Source organism: Methyloversatilis thermotolerans (genome assembly GCF_000372885.1).
GTDB classification, from domain to species: Bacteria; Pseudomonadota; Gammaproteobacteria; order Burkholderiales; family Rhodocyclaceae; genus Methyloversatilis; species Methyloversatilis thermotolerans.
In genome coordinates, this window is record NZ_KB889967.1 from 419884 (window position 1) to 440229 (window position 20346).

General features: G+C 71.7%; 4 protein-coding genes. All 4 read left to right on the forward strand.

Annotated features, from left to right (window positions below):
- Positions 1-3: 3 nt before the first annotated feature.
- The 4 genes from A3Q7_RS0101615 to A3Q7_RS0101630 are packed head-to-tail and all read left to right on the forward strand — an operon-like array spanning position 4 to position 20345.
- Complete coding sequence (locus tag A3Q7_RS0101615) at positions 4-7293, forward strand: type I polyketide synthase (protein ID WP_018410105.1); 7290 nt, start codon at positions 4-6, stop codon at positions 7291-7293.
- Entirely contained in the window at positions 7290-14744 is a 7455-nt protein-coding gene (locus A3Q7_RS19215) for a type I polyketide synthase (RefSeq protein ID WP_018410106.1), read from the forward strand. The genes A3Q7_RS0101615 and A3Q7_RS19215 overlap by 4 nt, the downstream gene beginning before the upstream one ends.
- Positions 14745-14766: 22 nt before the next feature.
- Complete coding sequence (locus tag A3Q7_RS19220; protein ID WP_018410107.1) at positions 14767-19296, forward strand: type I polyketide synthase; 4530 nt, start codon at positions 14767-14769, stop codon at positions 19294-19296.
- Positions 19297-19298: 2 nt separating this feature from the next.
- Complete coding sequence (locus tag A3Q7_RS0101630) at positions 19299-20345, forward strand: LLM class flavin-dependent oxidoreductase (protein ID WP_026224370.1); 1047 nt, start codon at positions 19299-19301, stop codon at positions 20343-20345.
- Position 20346: the final 1 nt, after the last annotated feature.

Genomic DNA, 20346 nt, shown 5'->3' on the forward strand with positions numbered 1-20346 from the left:
GGCATGGATATACAGGACCCCAGGCCGGCGCAGCGCATGCGCGAACTGCTGATGGAGGCGACGCTGGAAATCCGCCGGCTGCGCGCGCGGGTGGACGAGCTTGAATCGGCGCGATCCACAGCTCCGCAGGACGCGATCGCCATCGTCGGCATGGGCTGCCGTTTGCCAGGCGGTGTGCGCACGCCGGACGACTTCTGGGCATTGCTGCGCGACGGCGTCGACGCGATGGCCGACGTGCCGCCGCGCAGCTGGGACATCGAACGCCACTACGACGCAGACCGCCATCGTGCCGGTCACATGTATGTGCGCCAGGGCGGCTTCCTCGACGATGTCGAATCCTTCGACCCGCAGTTCTTCGGCATTTCGCCGCGCGAAGCCGAAGCCATGGATCCGCAGCAACGATTGCTGCTGGACGTGAGTTTCGAGGCGCTGGAACACGCCGGCATTCCGGTGGGCCGGCTGCGCGGCAGCGCGACCGGCGTTCATGTCGGCCTCTGCTTCGACGACTACGCCAGCCGCGCCGTGCGCTCCGGCGACCTCGAGCGCATCGATGCGCACGGCGCGCTGGGCAACAACCGCGCCATCGCCGCCGGTCGCATCGCCTACACCTTCGGCTTCCAGGGGCCGGTGCTTCAGCTCGACACCACCTGCTCGTCCTCGCTGCTGGCGCTGCATCTGGCCTGCCGCAGCCTGCGCGAGCGCGAAGCCGACCTCATGCTGGCGGGTGGTGTGAACCTCATGCTGTCACCCGAGGTGAGCGTGGGCTTCTCGCGCCTGCAGGCGCTGTCGCCGGACGGCCGCTGCCGCACGTTCGACGCCGCCGCGTCCGGTTACGCGCGCGGCGAGGGCTGCGTCATGGTCGTGCTGAAGCGCCTGTCCGACGCGCTCGCCGACGGCGATACCGTGTGGGCGGTGGTGCGCGCCTCGGCGGTGAATCACGACGGGGCGAGCAACGGTCTGACCGCACCCAATGGCGAGGCGCAGGCGGCGGTCATCCGTGCCGCGCTGGCCGCCGGCGGTCTGCGGCCGGACGACGTGCAGTATGTCGAGGCGCACGGCACCGCGACCCCGCTGGGCGATCCGATCGAGGCACTGGCGCTGGCCGAGGCCTATGGTCCGCGCAGCGCGCCACTCACCGTCGCTTCGGTCAAGACCAATTTCGGTCATCTGGAGTCGGCGGCCGGCGTGGCCGGACTGATGAAGGCGGTGCTGGCCATCCACCACCGCCGCATTCCGCCGCATCTGCATTTCGCGACGCCCAGCCCGCGCATTCCCTGGTCACGGCTGCCGCTGCATGTGCCGGTGACGCTCGAGCAGTGGCCGCACGCGGATCGTCCTTTGCGCGCCGGCATCAGTGCCTTCGGCATGAGCGGCAGCAATGTGCACGTCATCGTCGAACAGCCGCCAGCGACGGCCACGACAGCAGCCGCGCTGCCGGCGCGCCGCTGGCAGGTGCTGCCACTGTCGGCGCGCGGCGAGGAGGCGCTGCGCGTGCTGTGCGGCGCGCACGCCGATGCGTTGAGGTCCGATGCCGATCTGGCCGCGCGCTGTGCCGCCGTCGCCCTGCAGCGCGCTGCGCATGCGCAGCGCCGCGCGCTGGTCGCGTGCGACGCCGCCGGCCTGCGCGCCGCGCTGCTGCAGGCGGCGCGCGACCCGCTGCCGGCGCCGGTGCGCGCCGCGCCGCGCATCGCCTTCCTGTTCTCCGGCCAGGGGGCGCAGTACGCCGGCATGGGTGCCGCGCTGTACCGCGACGAAGCGGTATTCCGCGCCGCCATCGACCGCTGCGCCGAAGTGCTCGATCCGCTGCTGCCGCAGCCGCTGGCCGCTCTGCTGCAGCCCGATGCCGGTGCCGCCATAGACCGCACGATCAACACACAGCCCGCGCTGTTCGCCTTCCAGTACGCGCTGACCGAACTGTGGGCGAGCTGGGGCGTGCGGCCGCAGATCGTGCTGGGTCACAGCGTCGGCGAGTACGCCGCCGCGGTCGCGGCCGGCGTGATGAGCCTGCCGCAGGCGCTGCGCCTGATCGCGACACGCGCCCGACTGATGGACGAATTGCCGGCGGAGGGTGCGATGGCGGCGGTGCGCGCATCGCGCGAAAAGGTCGGTGCCCTGCTGCCGTTCGGGGTGGACATCGCCGCCTGCAACGCACCGGCGCAGACGGTGATCGCCGGTCCGCGCGCGCGCGTCGCCGAGGCGCTCGGCGCCTGCGAGGCGGCCGGATACGCGTGCACGCCGCTGCCGGTGTCGCAGGCCTTTCACAGCGCGCTGATGGATCCGGTGCGCGCAGCCTTCACCCGTCATGCAGCCGCGATCGACCTTGCCCTGCCGCGCTGCATCTGGGTGTCCAGCGTGACTGGCGGCGTGGAAGCCGATGCGGTGACGCGCGCCGATTACTGGGTGGAACAGATACGCCGTCCGGTCGAGTTTTCGGCTGCGCTGGATACCCTGGTCAGCCGCTGTGACGTCGCGCTGGAAATCGGTCCGCAACCGGTGCTGGTGTCGCTGGCGCAACAGCGCGACGACGCCGCGCGCGTGCGCTGGCTGTCCAGCCTGCCTCGCCCTGATGGTGGCGATGGCGGTGAGGACATGCAGGGCCTGATGACGGCACTGGCCGCCTTGTTCGAAGCTGGCGTCGATCCGGACTGGCGCGGCGTGCTGGCGGATCGCCCGCAGCGCCGCGTGTCGCTGCCGCCGACGCCGATGCAGCGCCGTCGCTGCTGGCTCGATGCCCTGCCGGTGCAGCCCGCGGCGGCCAGCGCCGACTGGCCTGGCCGCCTGCTGCCGATTGCCGGCGGTGATCTGCATGTGCTGGCGGTCCGGGTCGATGCCAACGATGCGCGCTGGGCCGACCATGCGGTGGCGGGCATGCCGCTGTGGCCGGCCGCCGCCTATCTGTGTGCGGCGCTGCATGCGGCGCGGAGCGGAGGCATCGCGCCGGTCGCTCTGGCTGGCATGCGGATGCGCGAGGCCTTGTGGCTGGAAGGCGTGAGCGAGGTGCAGACGCGGCTGGCACGCGATGCCGGCACCGGCGACTGGCGCTGGTCGGCATACAGCGGTGACCGGCTGCATGCCGAAGGCTTTTTCGCAAGCGGCGCCGAGCTGCCGGCCGCACAGCCCGAGGCCGTTGCGGTGGTGGAGTCCGCCGATGAGGTTTATGCGCGCTATGCCGCGCGCGGCATCGTCTATGGCGCTCGCTACCGGTTGCTGGCCGGCATCCGCATCGCGGCCGACCATGCGTCGGCCATGCTGCGCGAGGTGGACCAGGACGCGGTGCTGCCCGATCCAGCGGTCATCGATGCCGGTCTGCAACTGGCCGGTGCATTGTTCGCCGATCGCGACGGCCGCTGGTTGCCGCGTGCGGTGGCCGGTTTCCATTGGGCGGGCGGCGCCGCGGTCGCGCTGCGCGCGCGCCGGGCGCAGGCTGAGGACGGCAGCGACGCACCGTGCGCCGACATCCAGTGGCTGGCTGCGGACGGTCGCGTGTGCGGCCATCTGCGCGGACTCGAGCTGGGCGCCGTGAGCGCGTCCACCGGCAGCGATGAAAGCGTGCCGATACGGCCCGCCACATCGGCCTGGCACATCGAATGGACGGAACAGTCGGCGCCCGCCTGGTCGGCCGACTGGCCGGCCGTCATCGGCGCGCGCCTGCAGGCGCTGGCACAGCACGAGGACGTGATTGCGCTCCGTCAGGCCGAAGCGCCGCTCGACGCGCTCGCCTGCGCACTGGCCGCCGATGCGCTGCGCCAGGTCGACATGGCTGCGGTCGCGCACGACCGGCGCGCGCTTTACCTGCGCATGCAGCGACTGGCGGCGGCCGCGTCGGGCGCCGACGCCGCTGCGCTGCATGCCGAACTGATCGCCGCCCATCCGGCCGTGGCCACCGAAGCGGAACTTGTCATGCGCGCCGGCCGTGGTCTGGCCGAGGTGCTGGGTGGCCGCATCGATCCGCTCGAACTGCTGTTCCCCGGTGGCGATCTGACCCTGTTGACACGTCTGTACGAAAGCTCGCCGGGCGCCCGCGCGATGAATGGCCTGCTGCGCGATGCGCTGCACGCGCGGGTCGTGGGCTGGCCGGCGGATCGCCCGCTGCGCGTGCTGGAAATCGGTGCCGGCACCGGCGGCACCGCGGCCCATGTGCTGCCCATGCTGCGCGACAGTGGCTGCGCGGTGCACTACCGCTATACCGATGTGTCCGCCCATTTCCTGAATGTCGCGCGCGCGCGCTTCGCCGGCTTCGATTTCGTCGAGTACGGACTGCTGGACATCGAGCAGCCCCCCGCGCCGGAGGATGCCGGCGGCTTCGATCTGGTGCTGGCGGCCAATGTTCTGCATGCCACCGCCGACATGGCGCGCACGCTGTCGCATGTGCACGCCCTGCTCGCGCCCGGTGGCTGCCTGGTCATGCTGGAGGCCACCCGTCCGCTCGCCTGGCTGGATGTGGTGTTCGGCCTGATGCCCGGCTGGTGGGCCTTCCGTGACCATGCGCTGCGACCCGATCATGCGCTGCTCGACGACGCGCGCTGGCAGGCGCTGCTGCACGCGCAGGGCTACGCGCCGGTGCAGGTGCTGCAGCCGGCCACGCCGCTTTCGCAGTCGGTCATGGTCGCGCAGCGCGCAGCGCGCACGCAGTGCTGGGCCGTCGCCGATCTGGGCGACCCCGCCCGGGGTGAGGCCGCCCGGGATGAGGCCGACCTCGCGGCGCGGCTGTCGGATGCGCTGGTCGCGGCCGGCGACCGCGTCAACGGCGAGCGCTTCAGTCACCGGCTGTGCGTGTTGCCGGTGGTGGACGTGCCGGCGGCGCTGGACGGACTGGTGCGCGCGCTGCTCGCCGAGGTCCGCGCTGCGCTCGCGTGCAGCGAGCCGCCGCGACTGGTGCTGGCGATGCTGGACCGTACCGACGGTGCGCTCCTTGCATCCGCCTGCTGGGGGCTGCTGCAGACGGTGGCGCTGGAACACCCCGAACTGCGACCGCGCCTGGTGCGCGCGGACACGCTGGATGCGCTGGTGCGTGCGCTGCGCGAGGACGACGCCGAGCCGCATGTGTGGATGGAAGCGGGGCGGCGCAAGGTCGCACGCCTGGTCGAGCAGGCCGCCGCGCCGCGCCGGCTGCGTATCGACGATACGCGCACCCTGGACGGTCTGCACTGGGCGGTGCAGCCCACGCCTGCGCCGGCCGCCGGCGAAGTGCTGCTGCGCGTCGATGCCAGTGCGCTCAATTTCCGCGACGTGCTGGTGGCCATGGGCGAATACCCCGGCGCCGCCGACATCGGTGCCGAATGCGCCGGCACGGTGCTGGCGGTGGGTCGCGGCGTCACCGGATACCTGCCCGGTCAGCGCGTGATGGCGCTGGGCGAGGGACTGCATGCCGAGCGCGCCTGCGTCGATGCGCGACTGGTGCGGCCGCTGCCCGCGGGCCTGTCGCCCGAGCAGGCGGCCACGCTGCCGGTCGCCTATGTCACCGCCTGGGCCGGTCTGGTCGAGCGGGCGGCGCTGCGCGCCGGCGAGCGCGTGCTGGTGCTGGCCGCCAGCGGCGGTGTCGGCATGGCGGCCATCGCGGTCGCCCGCCACATCGGCGCCGAAGTGTGGGCCTGCGCCAGCCGTGACAAGCATGCGCTGCTGCGCGACATGGGCATCGCCCGCATATTCGATTCGCGCGATCCGGCTTTCGGTCGCGCGGTGCTGGATGCCAGCGGCGGCGAAGGCGTGGATGTGGTGATCGGCGCCGCGCGCGGCGATGGACTGCATGCGGCGATCGAAGCGCTGGCCGGACATGGCCGCTTCGTCGACATCGGCAAGGCCGGCCGTCCGGGCGGCGATGCGCTGGACCGTCTGCCGTCCGGCATCGCATTGTTCCGCTTCGATCTGTCGGACAGTGCGCGGCGCGAACCGCAGCGCGTCGGCGACTGGTTGCAGCGCGTGCATGAGCAGGTGGTGGCCGGCCACTGGTCGCCGCTGCCGCACCGGGTGTTCGCACGCGAGGACGCGCGAGCTGCCTTCCAGCTCATGCAGCAGTCGCGTCATACCGGCAAGCTGGTGCTGGGCGGTGCGGTCCGCCCGTCGTTCGACGCCGAGGCCGCCTACCTCATCACCGGCGGTTTCGGCGCGCTCGGCCTGCTCACGGCCGAGTGGATGGCCGAGCGTGGCGCCCGCCATCTGCATCTGCTTGGCCGACGCGTGACGCTCGATCCGCCCGCTCTGGCGCGCCTGCGTGCGCGTGGCGTCACTTTGGGCCTGCATGCCGCCGATGTGGCCGATGGCGTCGCACTCGAAGCGGTGTTCGCGAACATCGATGCCGCGGGGCATGCGCTGCGTGGCGTGGTGCACGCGGCCGGTGTGCTCGACGATGCGCTGATCGCGCGTATGGACGATGCCGCGCTGTCGCGCGTGCTGGCGCCCAAGCTGGCGGGCGGCTGGCATCTGCATCGGCTCACCGCCGACCGGCCGCTGGATTTCTTCGTGCTGTACGCCTCGGCCGCGGGCGTCATCGGCGCGCCCGGGCAGGTCAATCACGCGACCGCCAACGCCTTCCTCGACGGGCTCGCCCGCTGGCGCCGTGCCAGGGGACTGCCGGCGCAGTCCATCGCCTGGGGTGCGTGGTCGGATATAGGCTCGGCGCTCAAGTACCAGAACGCCTCGGCGTCCGCCTCCGGTCACCCTGCAGCAGGGGTGGCCGGGCCGGTCCGACCGGATGGCGCGGCCACCGTCTCCGGGCTCCCCGGCGTGGGCGTGCTGACGCCGGGTGAAGGCGTGGACTGGCTGGACCGCCTGTGGTCGAGCGCTGACGCCGATGTGGCGGTGCTTACGATGGACTGGCCGCGCTTCACCGCGCAGCCGCGGCTGGCCGGCATGCGCCTGTTTCCGCGCGCGCTGCGTGCGCCGCGCAGCGATGCGCGCGACAGCGCATCGGACGCGCCCTTGCATGAAAGCCTTGCCGCACTGGATGCCGAGGCGCGCGCGCGCGCCATCGACGATTTCGTGACCGCCGCCGTGGCCGGTACCTTGGGCCTGCAGGCGGCCGAACTGGACCGCCAGACCGGCTTCTTCGATCTGGGCATGGATTCGCTCACCGCGCTGGAACTGAAGAACCGGCTGCAGCGCGAACTGGGCGTCGCGCTGTCCAACACCCTCATATTCGATCATCCGACCACGGCGGCGCTGGTGGCCCACCTGCAGCAGGCGCTGGCGCCGGCGGACGTGGCGAAGATTGCCGACGCCGATCTTGGCGATGCGCTCGACGCCCGCCTCGATGCGCTGGATGTACTGCTCGGCGACGATGGAGATGCGCGATGAGCGCCAGCGATCCGAATGCCCAGCGCATGGCGCGCGCGCTGCAGGCGATAGACCGTCTGCAGGCCCGGCTGGCCGAAGCGGAAGCGGCCACCGTGCGCCAGCGCGAAGCGATCGCGGTGATCGGCGTCGGCTGCCGCTTTCCGGGCGCGGACGATGTCGATGCGTTCTGGACGCTGCTCGACCAAGGTATCGATGCGATTTCCGAAGTACCGGCCGACCGCTGGGACGCCGACGCCTATCACGACGCCGATCCGGATGCGCCGGGGACCATAGTCAGCCGCAACGGCGGTTTCATCGCCGCGCCCGATGCTTTCGACGCCGCCTTCTTCGGCATATCGCCGCGCGAAGCGGCCAGCCTCGATCCGCAGCAGCGCCTGCTGCTGGAGGTGGCGTGGGAAACCATGGAGCACGCCGGTCTGCCGCCGCCGTCGCTGGCCGGTCAGCCGGTGGGCGTATTCGTCGGCGCCAGCAGCCACGACTATTCGCAGATGCTGCTGTCGCGTCCGGAACAGCTCATCGACGCCTATCTGGCGACCGGCAATTCGCACAGCGTGGCGGCCGGACGGCTGTCCTACCAGTTCGGTTTCACCGGCCCCAGCCTGGCGGTCGATACCGCCTGCTCGTCCTCGCTGGTGGCGGTGCATCTGGCCTGCCAGGCCTTGCGCGCCGGCGAATGCGACATGGCGTTGGCGGGTGGCGTGAACCGCATCCTGACGCCGGATGGCAGCATCGTGTTCTCGCGTGCGCACATGCTGGCGCCGGATGGCCGCTGCAAGACTTTCGACGCGGCCGCCGACGGGTTCACGCGCGCCGAAGGCTGCGGACTGGTCATGCTGAAGCGGCTGTCCGACGCGCAGCGCGACGGCGACCGCATCCTCGCGCTGGTGCGCGGTTCGGCGGTGAACCAGGACGGACGCAGCGGCGGCCTCACGGTACCGAACGGCCCGTCGCAGCAGGCGGTCATCCGCCGCGCGCTGGAACAGGCGGGGCTGGCGCCGCGCGACATCGACTATGTCGAGGCGCACGGCACCGGTACCGCGCTCGGCGACCCGATAGAGATCGGCGCGCTGGCGGCGGTGTTCGCCGCGACGCGCGAGCGGCCGCTGGCGGTGGGGTCGGTCAAGACCAATGTCGGTCACCTGGAAGCCGCGGCTGGCATCTGCGGACTGATCAAGCTGGTGCTGTCGCTGCAGCACGAACGCCTGCCGCGACAACTGCATTTCACCACGCCCAATCCGCTGATCGACTGGGCGCACAGCGGCGTCGAGGTGCTGGCGCAGCCGCGCCCCTGGACCGGCGGCGAGGCGCGCCATGCCGGCGTCAGCTCGTTCGGCTTCGGCGGCACCAATGCGCATGTCGTGCTGTCCGCCGCGCCGGCGGTCGAGCCTCCCGCCGATGCAGACGGCGCCGACGTGCTGCTGCTGTCGGCGCGCGACGAGGCGGCGCTGCGCGCACTGGCCGGGCGCTGGGCGGACCATCTGGCGTCGTCCCGGCACGGACTGCGCACGCTGGCGCGCGCCGCGCTCGTCCAGCGCGCACCGTTCGCGCACCGGCTCGCGCTGCCGGCGAACGACAGGGCCGATGCGCGCCGGGCGCTGCAGCACTGGCTGGCCGGCGGTGAGGGCCATCACTCGCCGTTCGGCGAGGGCCATCACTCGCCGGTGCGCATCGGCGAAGCCCGGCAGGCGCCGCGCATCGCTTTCCTGTACACCGGACAGGGCGCGCAGTACGCCGGCATGGCGCGCGCGCTGTACGCGGCCGAGCCGGCCTTCCGCGACACGATGGATTGCTGCGACGCGCTGTTCCGCGCCGACGGCGGTCGTTCGCTGATCGATCTGGTGTGCCGCGACGACGTCGCCGCCGAACTCGACATGACCGCATCCGCGCAGCCGGCGCTGTACGCGGTCGAATGCGCGCTCGCCGCGCTGTGGCGCGCCTGGGGCGTGCAGCCGGTGGCGGTGCTGGGGCACAGCATCGGAGAATTTGCGGCGGCGGTGACGGCCGGCGTGTTCGATCTTGAAACCGGCATGCGCCTGGTGATGGAACGCGGACGCCTGATGCAGGCGCTGCCCGAAGGCGGTGCGATGGCCGCGCTGGCGCTGCCGGCCGACGCCGTTCTGCCGCGCCTGCCGGCCGCGTTGACCATTGCCGCGCTCAATGGGCCGGAGGCCTGCGTCGTGTCCGGTCCGGCCCATGCGGTCGATGCGCTGTGCGCGACATTGCAGGCGGAAGGCGTGCAACTGCGCCGGCTGGCGGTTTCGCACGCCTTCCATTCGCCGGCGATGGCGCCTGCCGCCGACGGCTTCGCACGCTTTGCCGCCGTGCTGCCCGCTGCGGCCCCGCGCCTGCCCATGTATTCCACCTTGAGCGGTCGTCGCGTCGAGGCGGCGGCGGGGGACTGGAGCGCGTTCTGGGCCGATTACTGGGCGCGCCAGATGGTGCAGCCGGTGCGCTTCGATGCCGCGCTGGCCGCGCTGCTGGAACAGGGCGTGGACCAGCTGATCGAGATCGGGCCGCAGCCGCATCTGTGTGCGCTGGCGCAGCCGCGGCTGGCGGGTCGCCCGGCCCTGCCCAGCCTGCGGCGCGGGCAGGACGGCTGCCTCACGATGGCGGAGTCGGTGGCCGCGCTGCACTGCGCTGGAGCACGACTGACAGCACCGACCACCGCACCGCGCATAGACCTGCCGCGCCATCCCTTCCAGCGCCGGCGCCACTGGTTCGAGGCGTCTTCGGCGTCGCGCCTGCCGCGCGCCGCCGCGCAACATCCGCTGCTTGGCGCGCCACTCGATCTGGCCGGTGCCGATACGCGGTATTTCCAGGCGGTATTCGATGCCTCGCTCAGCGACTGGGCCGGCGAACACCGCGTGTATGGCGGCGTCGTGCTGCCGGCGGCCGGTTTCGTCGACTGCGCCCTGGCGCTGGCCCAGGCCAGCGGGCGAGCGCTGCATCTGCGCGACATCGAATTCCGTCAGGCATTGCGGCTGGACCGTCCGCGCACGCTGCAGGTGTCCGCGAGTCATGACGGGCAGGGCGGGCAAGGCTTCCGCATCCACGCGCGCGGCGACGACGCGGCCAGCGAAGGCTGGATGCTGCACGCCGAAGGGCGCCTGGCTGACCGGTCTTCGTCGGTCGCTGCGCCGACGCTGGACCAGGCGCGCGCACAGTGCGTGCAGCCGGTGGAGGTCGAGGCGGTGTACCGGCGGCTGGCCGCGCAGCAGGTCGAGTACGGCCCGTCCTTCCACGCGTTGCGCGCACTGCAGGTGGATGCGGTGGGCGACGCGACCGGGCGCGCGCTGCTGGCGCGCATCGAACTGCCGGCCGCGGTGCGCAGCGGCGCGCACCTGCTGCATCCGGTGCTGCTCGACGCCTGCCTGCAGGGCATCGCCGCCTTTTTCGTCGACGAACTGGATCACCCGACCTATCTGCCGGCGGCCATGGGCGAGGTGCGGCTGTCAGCCGCATGCCCGCGCGCGCTGTGGTGTCATCTGCGCGCCCGCCGCCAGGCTGGCCAGCTCAACGCCGACATCGATCTGTTCGACGACGCCGGTCGACCGTTCGCGCAGGTGCGCGCGCTGCAGTTGCGTCCGGCCAGCGCGCCGCGCGTGCTGGATGGCGTGCAGGAAGATGCCGGCCCCTGGGTGGTCGACTGGATCGAGGCGCCGCTCGTGCCCGCACCGGCCTTGCCTGCGCCCGCAGCGCTGATGCCTGCGCTGCGCGCGCAGGCGGCGGCCGAACTGGCGGGCGACGATTGCCGGCGCCAGATCGCACTGCTGCCGGAACTGGATGCACTGGCCGCGCGCTGGGCGCGGCGCGTGCTGGCCGACGTCGGCGAAGATGCCGCGGCGCGCGGCGGCATCGTCGAGACGCTGCGGCCGCTGCATGCGCGGCTGCAGGTGCTGGCTGCGGACATCGCGCTTGCCGATGACATCGCGACGCTGGATGCGGAGCACGCGCGGCTGAGCGCGGCTCATCCGCAGGCGGCGGCCGAACTGGCGCTGTTCGGTCGCTGCGCGCGCGGCATGGCCGACGCGCTGTGCGGACGGCTCGATGCGCTGTCGCTGCTGTTCCCCGGCGGCGACGCGTCGGATCTGGCGCGGCTGTATGGCGAATCGCCCGGCGCGCGCCTGATGAACCTGCTCGTGCGCGATGCGCTGGCGCGCGCGCTGGAGGACGCTGGGCGTCCCTTGCGCATGGTCGAGATCGGCGCCGGCACCGGCGGCACCACCCGGCATCTGCTGCCGCTGCTGGCGCCCGACGCCGGCCACGACTATCTGTACACCGATATCGCGCCCAGCCTGCTCGCCCAGGCGCGCAGCCAGTTCGACCAACCGGCACTGCGCTTCGCACGGCTGGACATCGAACAGCCGCCGCCGGCCGCGCTGCGCGGCCAGGCCGACATCGTGATCGCCGCCAATGTGCTGCACGCCACGCGCGACATCGGCGCGACGCTGGCCCATGTCGCGCAACTGCTGGCGCCGGGCGGCTGGCTGCTGCTGCCCGAGGTGACGCAGCCGCTCGGCTGGCTGGACATGATTTTCGGGCTGACCGAAGGCTGGTGGCGTTTCAGCGACCGCGCCCTGCGCGGCGAACATGCGCTGCTGCCGGCTGCCCGCTGGTGCGACGTGCTGCGCACGCACGGTTTCGATGACGCCTGCTTCCTGCTCGACGAAGCGGCCGGCCTGCCCAACAACATCATGCTGGCGCGCCGCGATGCCGGCCTGCCGTCGCCGCATGTCATCGCCGTCGGTGCGCCCTTGCCGGCCGTCGATGGACGACCCTGGCTGCTCGATCTGCGCGACGCGCGGCAGGGCGCTGAGGAGAACGTGGACGCGGACGTGGACGCGGACCCGAGGCCGGAAGGCGTCGCCGCGGCGGTCGACACCCTGCGTGGCGCGATCGCCGCGCTGGCGACGGCGCCTGCCGCGTCCTTGACCGTGCTCACCCGCGCCGCCTGCGCGATCGAGGGCGAGGGCACCTTGCCACGTCCCGCCCAGGCGGCGCTGTGGGGTGTGCTGCGCGTGGCCCAGCTCGAACATCCGGACCTGTTGCTGCGGCGCGTGGACCTCGATGTCGATCTGCCGGTCGATGCGCTGCCGGCCGGGCCGATGGCCGATATCCAGCATGGCGTCGACCGCTCGCTCGCCTGGCGGCGCGGGCGCCCGCTCAAGCCGCGCCTGGGCCGTCTGCCGGCGGCGCAGGGCGGGCCGGTCGAACTGCATCTGGCACGGCGCGGTTCGCCGGACGATCTTGCGCTGGTGCCGATGGCGCGTCGCGCACCCGCCGCGCATGAGGTCGAGATACGGGTGGGCGCCGCCGGCCTGAACCTGATAGACGTGCTCGATACCCTGGGTCTGCTGCCTTTCGAACGCGGCTGGCTGGGCGTGGAGTGCGCGGGTGAAGTGGTGGCCTGCGGCGACGCGGTGCGCGACCTTGCGCCCGGCGACGCTGTGTACGGGCTGGCGCCGGGAGCTTTCCGCAGCTTCGTCACGGTGGATGCGCGCTGGGTCGCGCGCCGACCTCGCCATCTGTCCGCGGCGGGCGCGGCGGCCTTGCCGGCGGCTTTCCTCACCGCCTGGCATGCGCTGGTGGACAGCGCGAAGCTGCAGGCCGGCGAAACCGTGCTCATTCATGCCGCGGCCGGCGGCACCGGCCTGGCTGCGGTGACCGTGGCGCACATGCTGGGCGCGCGCGTCATCGCCACCGCCAGCCCGGCCAAGTGGCCGCTGCTCGAAGCGCGCGGCGTGGCGGCGGTTATGCACTCGCGCACGCTGGATTTCGCCGACGCGGTGAAGCGGCGTGGCGGCGTGGACGTGGTGCTCAACGCGCTGTCCGGCGATTTCATCACCGCCAGCCTGGAGTGCCTGAAGCCGGGCGGCCGCTTCGTCGAAATCGGCAAGCGCGGCATCCTGAGTCCGGAGCAGGCGCGCGCGCTGCGCCCCGACGTCGGCTACAGCGTGATCGATGTGCTCGCGCTGGCGCGCGACGAACCGGCGCGCATGCGCGCGCTGCTCGACACGCTCACCGCTGCCTTCGACGAGGGCCGGCTGCAGCCGCTGCCGTTCCGGGTGCATGCGCTGGCGCGCGCGGCCGACGCCTTCCGCTGCATGCAGCGCGCGCAGCATGTCGGCAAGCTGGTGCTGGATATCGATGCCGACACGGCGCCGGTGCGCGCCGACGCGAGCTATCTGGTGACCGGCGGCTGCGCGGGGCTTGGCCTGCGCACCGCGCAATGGCTGGTGGCGCAGGGCGCCCGCCATCTCATGCTGCTCGGCCGCAGCGCACCATCGCCCGACGCGTCGCGCGTGCTGGATGCGCTGCGCGCCGACGGCTGCGACATCCGCGTGCGGCAGATCGATGTGTCCGATGGCACCGCGCTGGCCGCGCTGTTTGCCGGCGAACTGGCGACGCTGCCGCCGCTGCGCGGCATCTTCCACGCCGCCGGCGTGCTGATGGATGCGCTGCTGGCCGATCTCGATCCTGCGCGCCTGCACGCGGTACTGGCGCCCAAGACGCTTGGCGCCTGGCATCTGCACCGCTTGAGCCGCGATCTGCCGCTGGATCATTTCGCGCTGTATTCCTCGGCCGCCTCGCTGTTCGGTTCGCCCGGCCAGGCCGCCCATGTCGCCGCCAACAGCTATCTGGATGCGCTGGCGCACCGCCGGCGCGCGCTCGGCCTGGCGGCACAGGCGATCAACTGGGGCCCCTGGTCCGACATCGGATCGGCCGCCTCCGCGCGCACCCAGGCCAGCATGCAGGCGCGCGGCATCGCCAGCCTGACGCCGGAGCAGGGCATGCGGGCCTTCGCCGCACTGAGCGCGCGCCGCCAGGTCGCGCAGGCCGGCGTGGTCGCGCTGCGCTGGACCGAATTCGCGAACGACGCGGTGCGGGGCGACGACTTCTTCGCGGCATTCCGCAATCGCATGGCGCGCAGCGAAGAGGCCGCTCCGGCCGGCGCCGAACGCGCTGCCTGGGACCGTATCGCGGCGCTGTCGCCGTCGCTGCGCCGGGCCGAACTGGTGCGCCTGCTGCAGGACGAAGTGGCCGCCGTGCTTGGCCTCGCGACCGGACAGCGACCGGATCCGGCCACCGGCTTCTTCGACATGGGCATGGATTCGCTGATGGCGGTGGAACTGCGCAACCGACTGTCGCGCCGCTGCGGCGTCGCACTGTCGCCGGCCGGCATTTTCGAGTTTCCGACCATACAGGCGCTGGCCGCTCATCTGCTGGATACGCTTGTGCCCGGGACGATCGCCGCGACGCCGCCGGCAGCGGCCGCCGCCGTGCGCGACGGCATCGCTCCAGCGATGAACGCAGTGCCGGACAGCAGCTCTCCGGCACATGAGCGCTCGCCGGACAGCATCGATCCGGCCTATGAGAACTCGCCGGACAGCATCGATCCGGCCATTGCCGCCGAACTGGCCGCGCTCGATGCGCTGCTGAACAAGACATGAATGCATTGATGAAAGTCCAGCCATGAACGACATGCCCAGCAATGAACGGATACTGGCGGCGCTACGCGATGCGCGGCAGAAGCTTGAGGACATCGAGCGCGCGCGCAACGAGCGCATTGCGGTGATCGGTCTGGCCGGACGCTTTCCGGGCGCGGACGACATCGACGCGTTCTGGTCCCTGCTGGCCGAGGGGCGGCGCGGTGTGCGCGAAGTGAGCGAGGACGAACTGCGTGCCGCCGGCGTGCCGGAGTCCTTGTGGACGCGCGAGGACTATGTGCGCGCCTGGGCCGGTTTCGACCGCCCGGATGCCTTCGATGCCGGCTTCTTCGGCTATTCGCCGCGCGAAGCCGAACTGATGGATCCGCAGCAGCGCGTGTTCCTGGAATGCGCCTGGCACGCGCTGGAGGACGCCGGCATAGACAGCAGCCGCGAGCGCCGTGCCATCGGCGTGTATGCCGGCGCGGCACTGAACAGCTATGTGATCAATCTGCATTCCGACCCGCAGTTGCGCGACAGCGTCGATGCGGTGCAGGCGGTGGTGAGCAATGTGCTGGGCCTCATGGTGACGCGCGCCTCCTATCACCTGAACCTGAATGGCCCGAGCATCGGTGTGCAGACCGGATGTTCGTCCTCGCTGGTGGCGGTGCACACGGCCTGCCGCAGCCTGCTGGCGCGCGAATGCGATATCGCGCTGGCGGGCGGGGTCACCGTGGCGAGCGCACAACCCCAGGGCTATCTGTATCAGCCCGGCGGCATCGCGTCGCCGGATGGCCGCTGCCGCGCCTTCGACGCGCACGGACAGGGCACGGTGTTCGGCAATGGCGTCGGCCTGGTGGTGCTGAAGCGGCTGTCCGACGCGATCGCCGATGGCGACTGCATACGCGCGGTCATCCTCGGTTCGGCCATCAACAACGACGGCGCCGACAAAGTGGGCCTGATCGCACCCAGCGTGAGCGGACAGGCGGCGGTCATCCGCGCCGCGCTCGACGCCGCCGGCATCGATCCGGCCACGCTGGATTACATCGAGGCGCACGGCACCGGCACCGATCTGGGCGATCCGATCGAAGTGGCGGCGCTCAACCGCGTGCTCAAACCGGCTTTCGCGCAGCGCGCCGGCGAAATCGCGCTCGGGTCGGTGAAATCCAATGTCGGCCATCTTGATGCCGCCGCCGGCATCGCCGGTCTGATCAAGACCGTGCTGGCATTGCAGCATGGCGTGCTGCCGGCCAGCCTGGATCACGACACGCCGAACCCGGCCATCGATTTCGCATCCGGTCCGCTGCGCGTGAACCGCGCGCGGCGCGACTGGCCGGCGCGCACCGGTGAACGGGCCGGCACGCCGCGCCGCGCCGCGGTCAGCTCCTTCGGCATGGGCGGCACCAATGCCCACGCCATCCTGCAGCAGGCGCCGGACGCGCCGGTGCTGTCCCCGCTGCCGGCGCGCAGGTGGCAGATACTGCCCTGGTCGGCGCGCACGGCGTCGGCGCTCGACACCCTGGGCCAGCGCCTGGCACATCGCCTGCACACAGGGACCGATCCGGTCGCGGCGGCCGGTACGCTGCAGCGCGGCCGGCGCGCCATGCCGCTGCGTCGCGCGGCGGTGTGCGCCGATGCGCATGAGGCGGTCGAGGCGATGAATGCCGGTGACGGCCTGCGCCGTTTCAGCGGCGAAGCGGCCGCCGGCGGGCGCCCGGCGGGCTTTCTGTTCTCCGGCCAGGGCAGCCAGCGCGTCGGCATGGCGGCGGCGCTGTATCGCGAAGAACCGGTGTTCCGCGACGCCATCGATGCCTGCGCCGCCGTGCTGGAAGCCGAATTCGACCTGCGTGCGCTGCTCTGGCCCGACGCGGACGGCGAGCATGCGGAGCAGCGTCTGCGTCAGACCGCTCACGCACAGCCGGCGCTGTTCGCGGTCGAATACGCGCTGGCGCGGTTGTGGATGTCCTGGGGCATCCAGCCGCAGGTGATGGCCGGCCACAGTGTGGGCGAATATGTGGCGGCCTGCCTGGCCGGCGTGTTCCGGCTCGCGGATGCGCTGGCGCTGGTGAAGCGGCGCGGCGAACTGATGCAGCGCTGCGCGCCGGGCAGCATGCTGGCGGTGATGCAGGACGAGGCGACGCTGCGCGCCGCCTTGCCGCCGGATCTGGACATCGCGCTGGTGAATGGCCCGCGCCAGTGCGTGGTGGGGGGGACGCTGCAAGCGGTCGAGGCTTTCGCCGATGCATGCGCGGCATGCGGCGTACCCACCCAGCCGCTGGCCACATCGCACGCCTTCCATACCGCGATGATGGAACCGGCGCTGGATGATTTCCGCGCGGCGGTGGACGCGGTGACGCGGTCCGCGCCACTGCTGGACATCGTGTCCACGCTGACCGGTCGCGCGCTGACTGCGGCCGAGGCGACGTCGTCCGACTACTGGGTACGCCAGCTCAGACAGACTGTGCGCTTCGGCGACGCGCTGGCAACCCTTGCCGCGCGGCGCGATCTGCTGCTGATCGAGGTGGGCCCGGGCGATGTGCTGGCACGGCTGGCGCAGCAGCAGGGCGCACGCGACGCGATCGCCTCGCTGCCCGCCGGTGATGCCGCGCTCGACATGGCGTGCGCACTGGCGCGTGCCTGGGTGGCCGGCGTCGACATCGACTGGACCGCCTATGCCCAGGGACGTCCGCAGCAGCGCTGTCCGCTGCCCGGCTATCCGTTCGAGCGTCAGCGCTACTGGGTGGCGCTGCGCCAGGGCGCAACCGAGCGCGCCGGATCCGCGGACGACGCCTCCGGCAGCGTCCCGGCGGCGCTGCCGGATATGAAGGACTGGTTCCATGTGCCGGGCTGGCGCGCCGACGCCCCCGCTGTTGTCGCAAGGTCGCCGCTCGCGCTGCGCGTCGACGGTGAAGCGGCGCTGTGCGCCGCGTTGAGCTCGCAGCCCGGCATCGACACGCATACCGGCGATGCCGCCCATACAGTGTGGATCTGCCCCGATCTCGCTGCGCCTGCGGCATTCGACGCCCTGCTGGCGTTGCTGCGCGCGCTGCCGCGCGATGGCGCGCCGCATCTGCTGAGCGTGGTGACGCGCGGCGCATGGTCGCTCGGCGGTGAAGCCGCGGCGCGGCCGGAACACGCGGTGCTCACCGGCCTGCTGCAGGTAGCGGCACAGGAAGTACCCGGTCTGCGTACGCGGCAGATCGATATCGACGACACGGATGATGCCGCGCTCGCCGACCTGGCTGACGCATTGCGCCAGCCCTGGGCGCTTGACGCGCGCATCGTGATGCTGCGCGGCGGCACCCGCTGGCTGCGCGACTGGCAGCCGCTGCCGCTGGATGAGGCCGCGCCGGCGCTGCGGCATGAAGGCTGCTATCTGGTGATCGGTGATCTGCTCGAGGGGCTGGCCATGGTGATCGCGCGTGGCCTGCACCGCTCGGCAAGGGCGCGCATCGTGCTGGTCGGCCAGCCCGGCCTGCCCATGCAGGAGACCTGGGAGCACTGGCTGGCCACGCATGGCCCGCGCCATCCGGCCAGCGTGCTGATCCGTACCTTGCAGGGTCTGAAGCAGGAAGGCGCCCAGTTCGCGCTGTTCAGCGGCGACATCACCCACGCCGCGTGGCTGGACGACGTGCTTGCTGGGGCGCAGGCGCGCTTCGGCGCGCTGTGCGGCGCATTCCATGTCGAGGCCATGGGCGACCAGGCCGGCTGCAGCCTGGCCGATACCGACGAGGCGGAGCGCCGCCGCACGCTGGATGCACGCATCGACGCGTTGCGCGCGCTGGCCGCCAGCCCGCGCCTGAGCGACATCGATTTCGTGCTGCTGCAGTCCTCTCTGTCCTCCGTCGTGGGCGGCGCGGGCTTTGCCGCCTATGCCGCTGCCAGCAGCCTTGCCGACGCCTTCGCGCTCCAGCATCGCGCTGGTGCACCGTGGGTCGCGCTGAACTGGGATGCGGTCGAGCGCGACGTGCTGGCACGCGAACAGGGGACCTCGCCATCGGCATTGCTGGCCGATGCGATCGGCATCGACGAGACGTGGCAGGCGGTCGAGCGGGTGCTGGGCCATGCGCGCGCGCGCCGCCGCAGCGCTCAGGTCGTGCTCACGCCGAAGTCTCTGGATGCGCGCTTGCGGCAGGCGTTCGAAGTCGCGCCGGATGTGCCGACCCGCCATGCAGGTGGCAGCCATTCCAGGCCGGACATCGCCACGCCCTATGTCGAACCACGCACCGACACCGAGCGCATGGTGGCGACCGCCATGGGCGAACTGCTGGGCATCGCGCGCGTCGGCGCCGACGACGACTTCTTCGAACTGGGCGGGCATTCGCTGCTCGCCATCCAGGCGGTGACCCGGCTGCGCAAGGAATTCGGCGTCGAACTGCCGATGCGTGCGCTGCTGTTCGAAGCGCGCACGGTGGCCGGCATCGCGGCGGTGATAGACCGCAGCCGCGCGGCCGCGGCCGCGGCCGCGGCGGCGACGGCGACCGGCACCGGCACCGGCGATGCCGAGGTCGATGCGCTGCTCGGTGACATCGATGCGCTGCACGCCGCAGGTGGCACCCACTCACACAAGGAATGACCATGCAATTCAGCCTGTTCTATTTCGACGGCGACGGCTCGACGGTCGCCCCCGGCCACTACCGGCTGCTGATCGACAGCGCACGCTTTGCCGACGACAACGGCTTCGTCGCGGTGTGGTCGCCGGAGCGCCACTTCCACGCCTTCGGTGGCCTCTACCCGAACCCGGCGCTCACCAGCGCGGCGCTCGCCATGGTGACGAAGAACGTGCAGTTGCGCGCCGGCAGCGTGGTGCTGCCGCTGCATCATGTGGTGCGCGTGGCCGAGGACTGGGCCGTGGTGGACAATCTGTCGGGCGGGCGGGTCGGCATGGGTGTGGCGTCCGGCTGGACCATGGACGAATTCATCCTGTCGCGCGAACCGCACGGCGCGCGCCGCGGCGTCATGTGGCGCAGCTACGATGCGCTGCAGAAGCTGTGGCGCGGCGACACGCTGGAATTCGAGGACGCCGCCGGCCGCCTGGTCGAGGCGCGCACGCTGCCGCGTCCGCTGCAGCCCGAACTGCCGGTGTGGGTGGCGTGCACCTCGATCGAAACCTTCATCGAGGCCGGCCGCCGCGGTGCCCATGTGCTCACCTCGCTGCTCGGCGAAACGCTGGACCAGGTCGCCGCCAAGATCGCGCGCTACCGCGAAACGCTGGTGCAGAACGGACACGATCCGGCCACCCGCTCGGTGTCGATGATGGTGCACACCTTCGTCGGCGCCGATCAGGCCAAGGTGATGGATGACGTGCGCCAGCCCTTCTGCGCCTATCTGAAGACGCATTACGGCCTGCTGGAAAACCTCGCCAAGGGCATGGGCCTGAACGTGAGCCTGAAGGATTTTTCCGAGGACGACATCGACAGCCTGCTGCAGTTCGGCGTCGAAGGTTTCATGCAGGGCCGTTCGCTGATCGGTACGCCGGAAACCTGCCTGCCCTTCGTCGAAGCCGTGTCGCGTGCCGGCGTGACCGAAATGTGCTGCCTGATCGATTTCCTGCAGGACTACGACGCGGTGATGGGTGCGCTGCCGCATCTGGCGCGCCTGAAATCCATGGCCGAGGGCGTCTGAA

Excerpts from the sequence above, each read along its gene's own strand:
- A3Q7_RS19220 (WP_018410107.1), top strand. The coding sequence starts at position 14,767 with ATGAACGACATGCCCAGCAATGAACGGATACTGGCGGCGCTACGCGAT.
- A3Q7_RS0101615 (WP_018410105.1), top strand. The coding sequence starts at position 4 with ATGGATATACAGGACCCCAGGCCGGCGCAGCGCATGCGCGAACTGCTG.
- A3Q7_RS19215 (WP_018410106.1), top strand. The coding sequence starts at position 7,290 with ATGAGCGCCAGCGATCCGAATGCCCAGCGCATGGCGCGCGCGCTGCAG.
- A3Q7_RS0101630 (WP_026224370.1), top strand. The coding sequence starts at position 19,299 with ATGCAATTCAGCCTGTTCTATTTCGACGGCGACGGCTCGACGGTCGCC.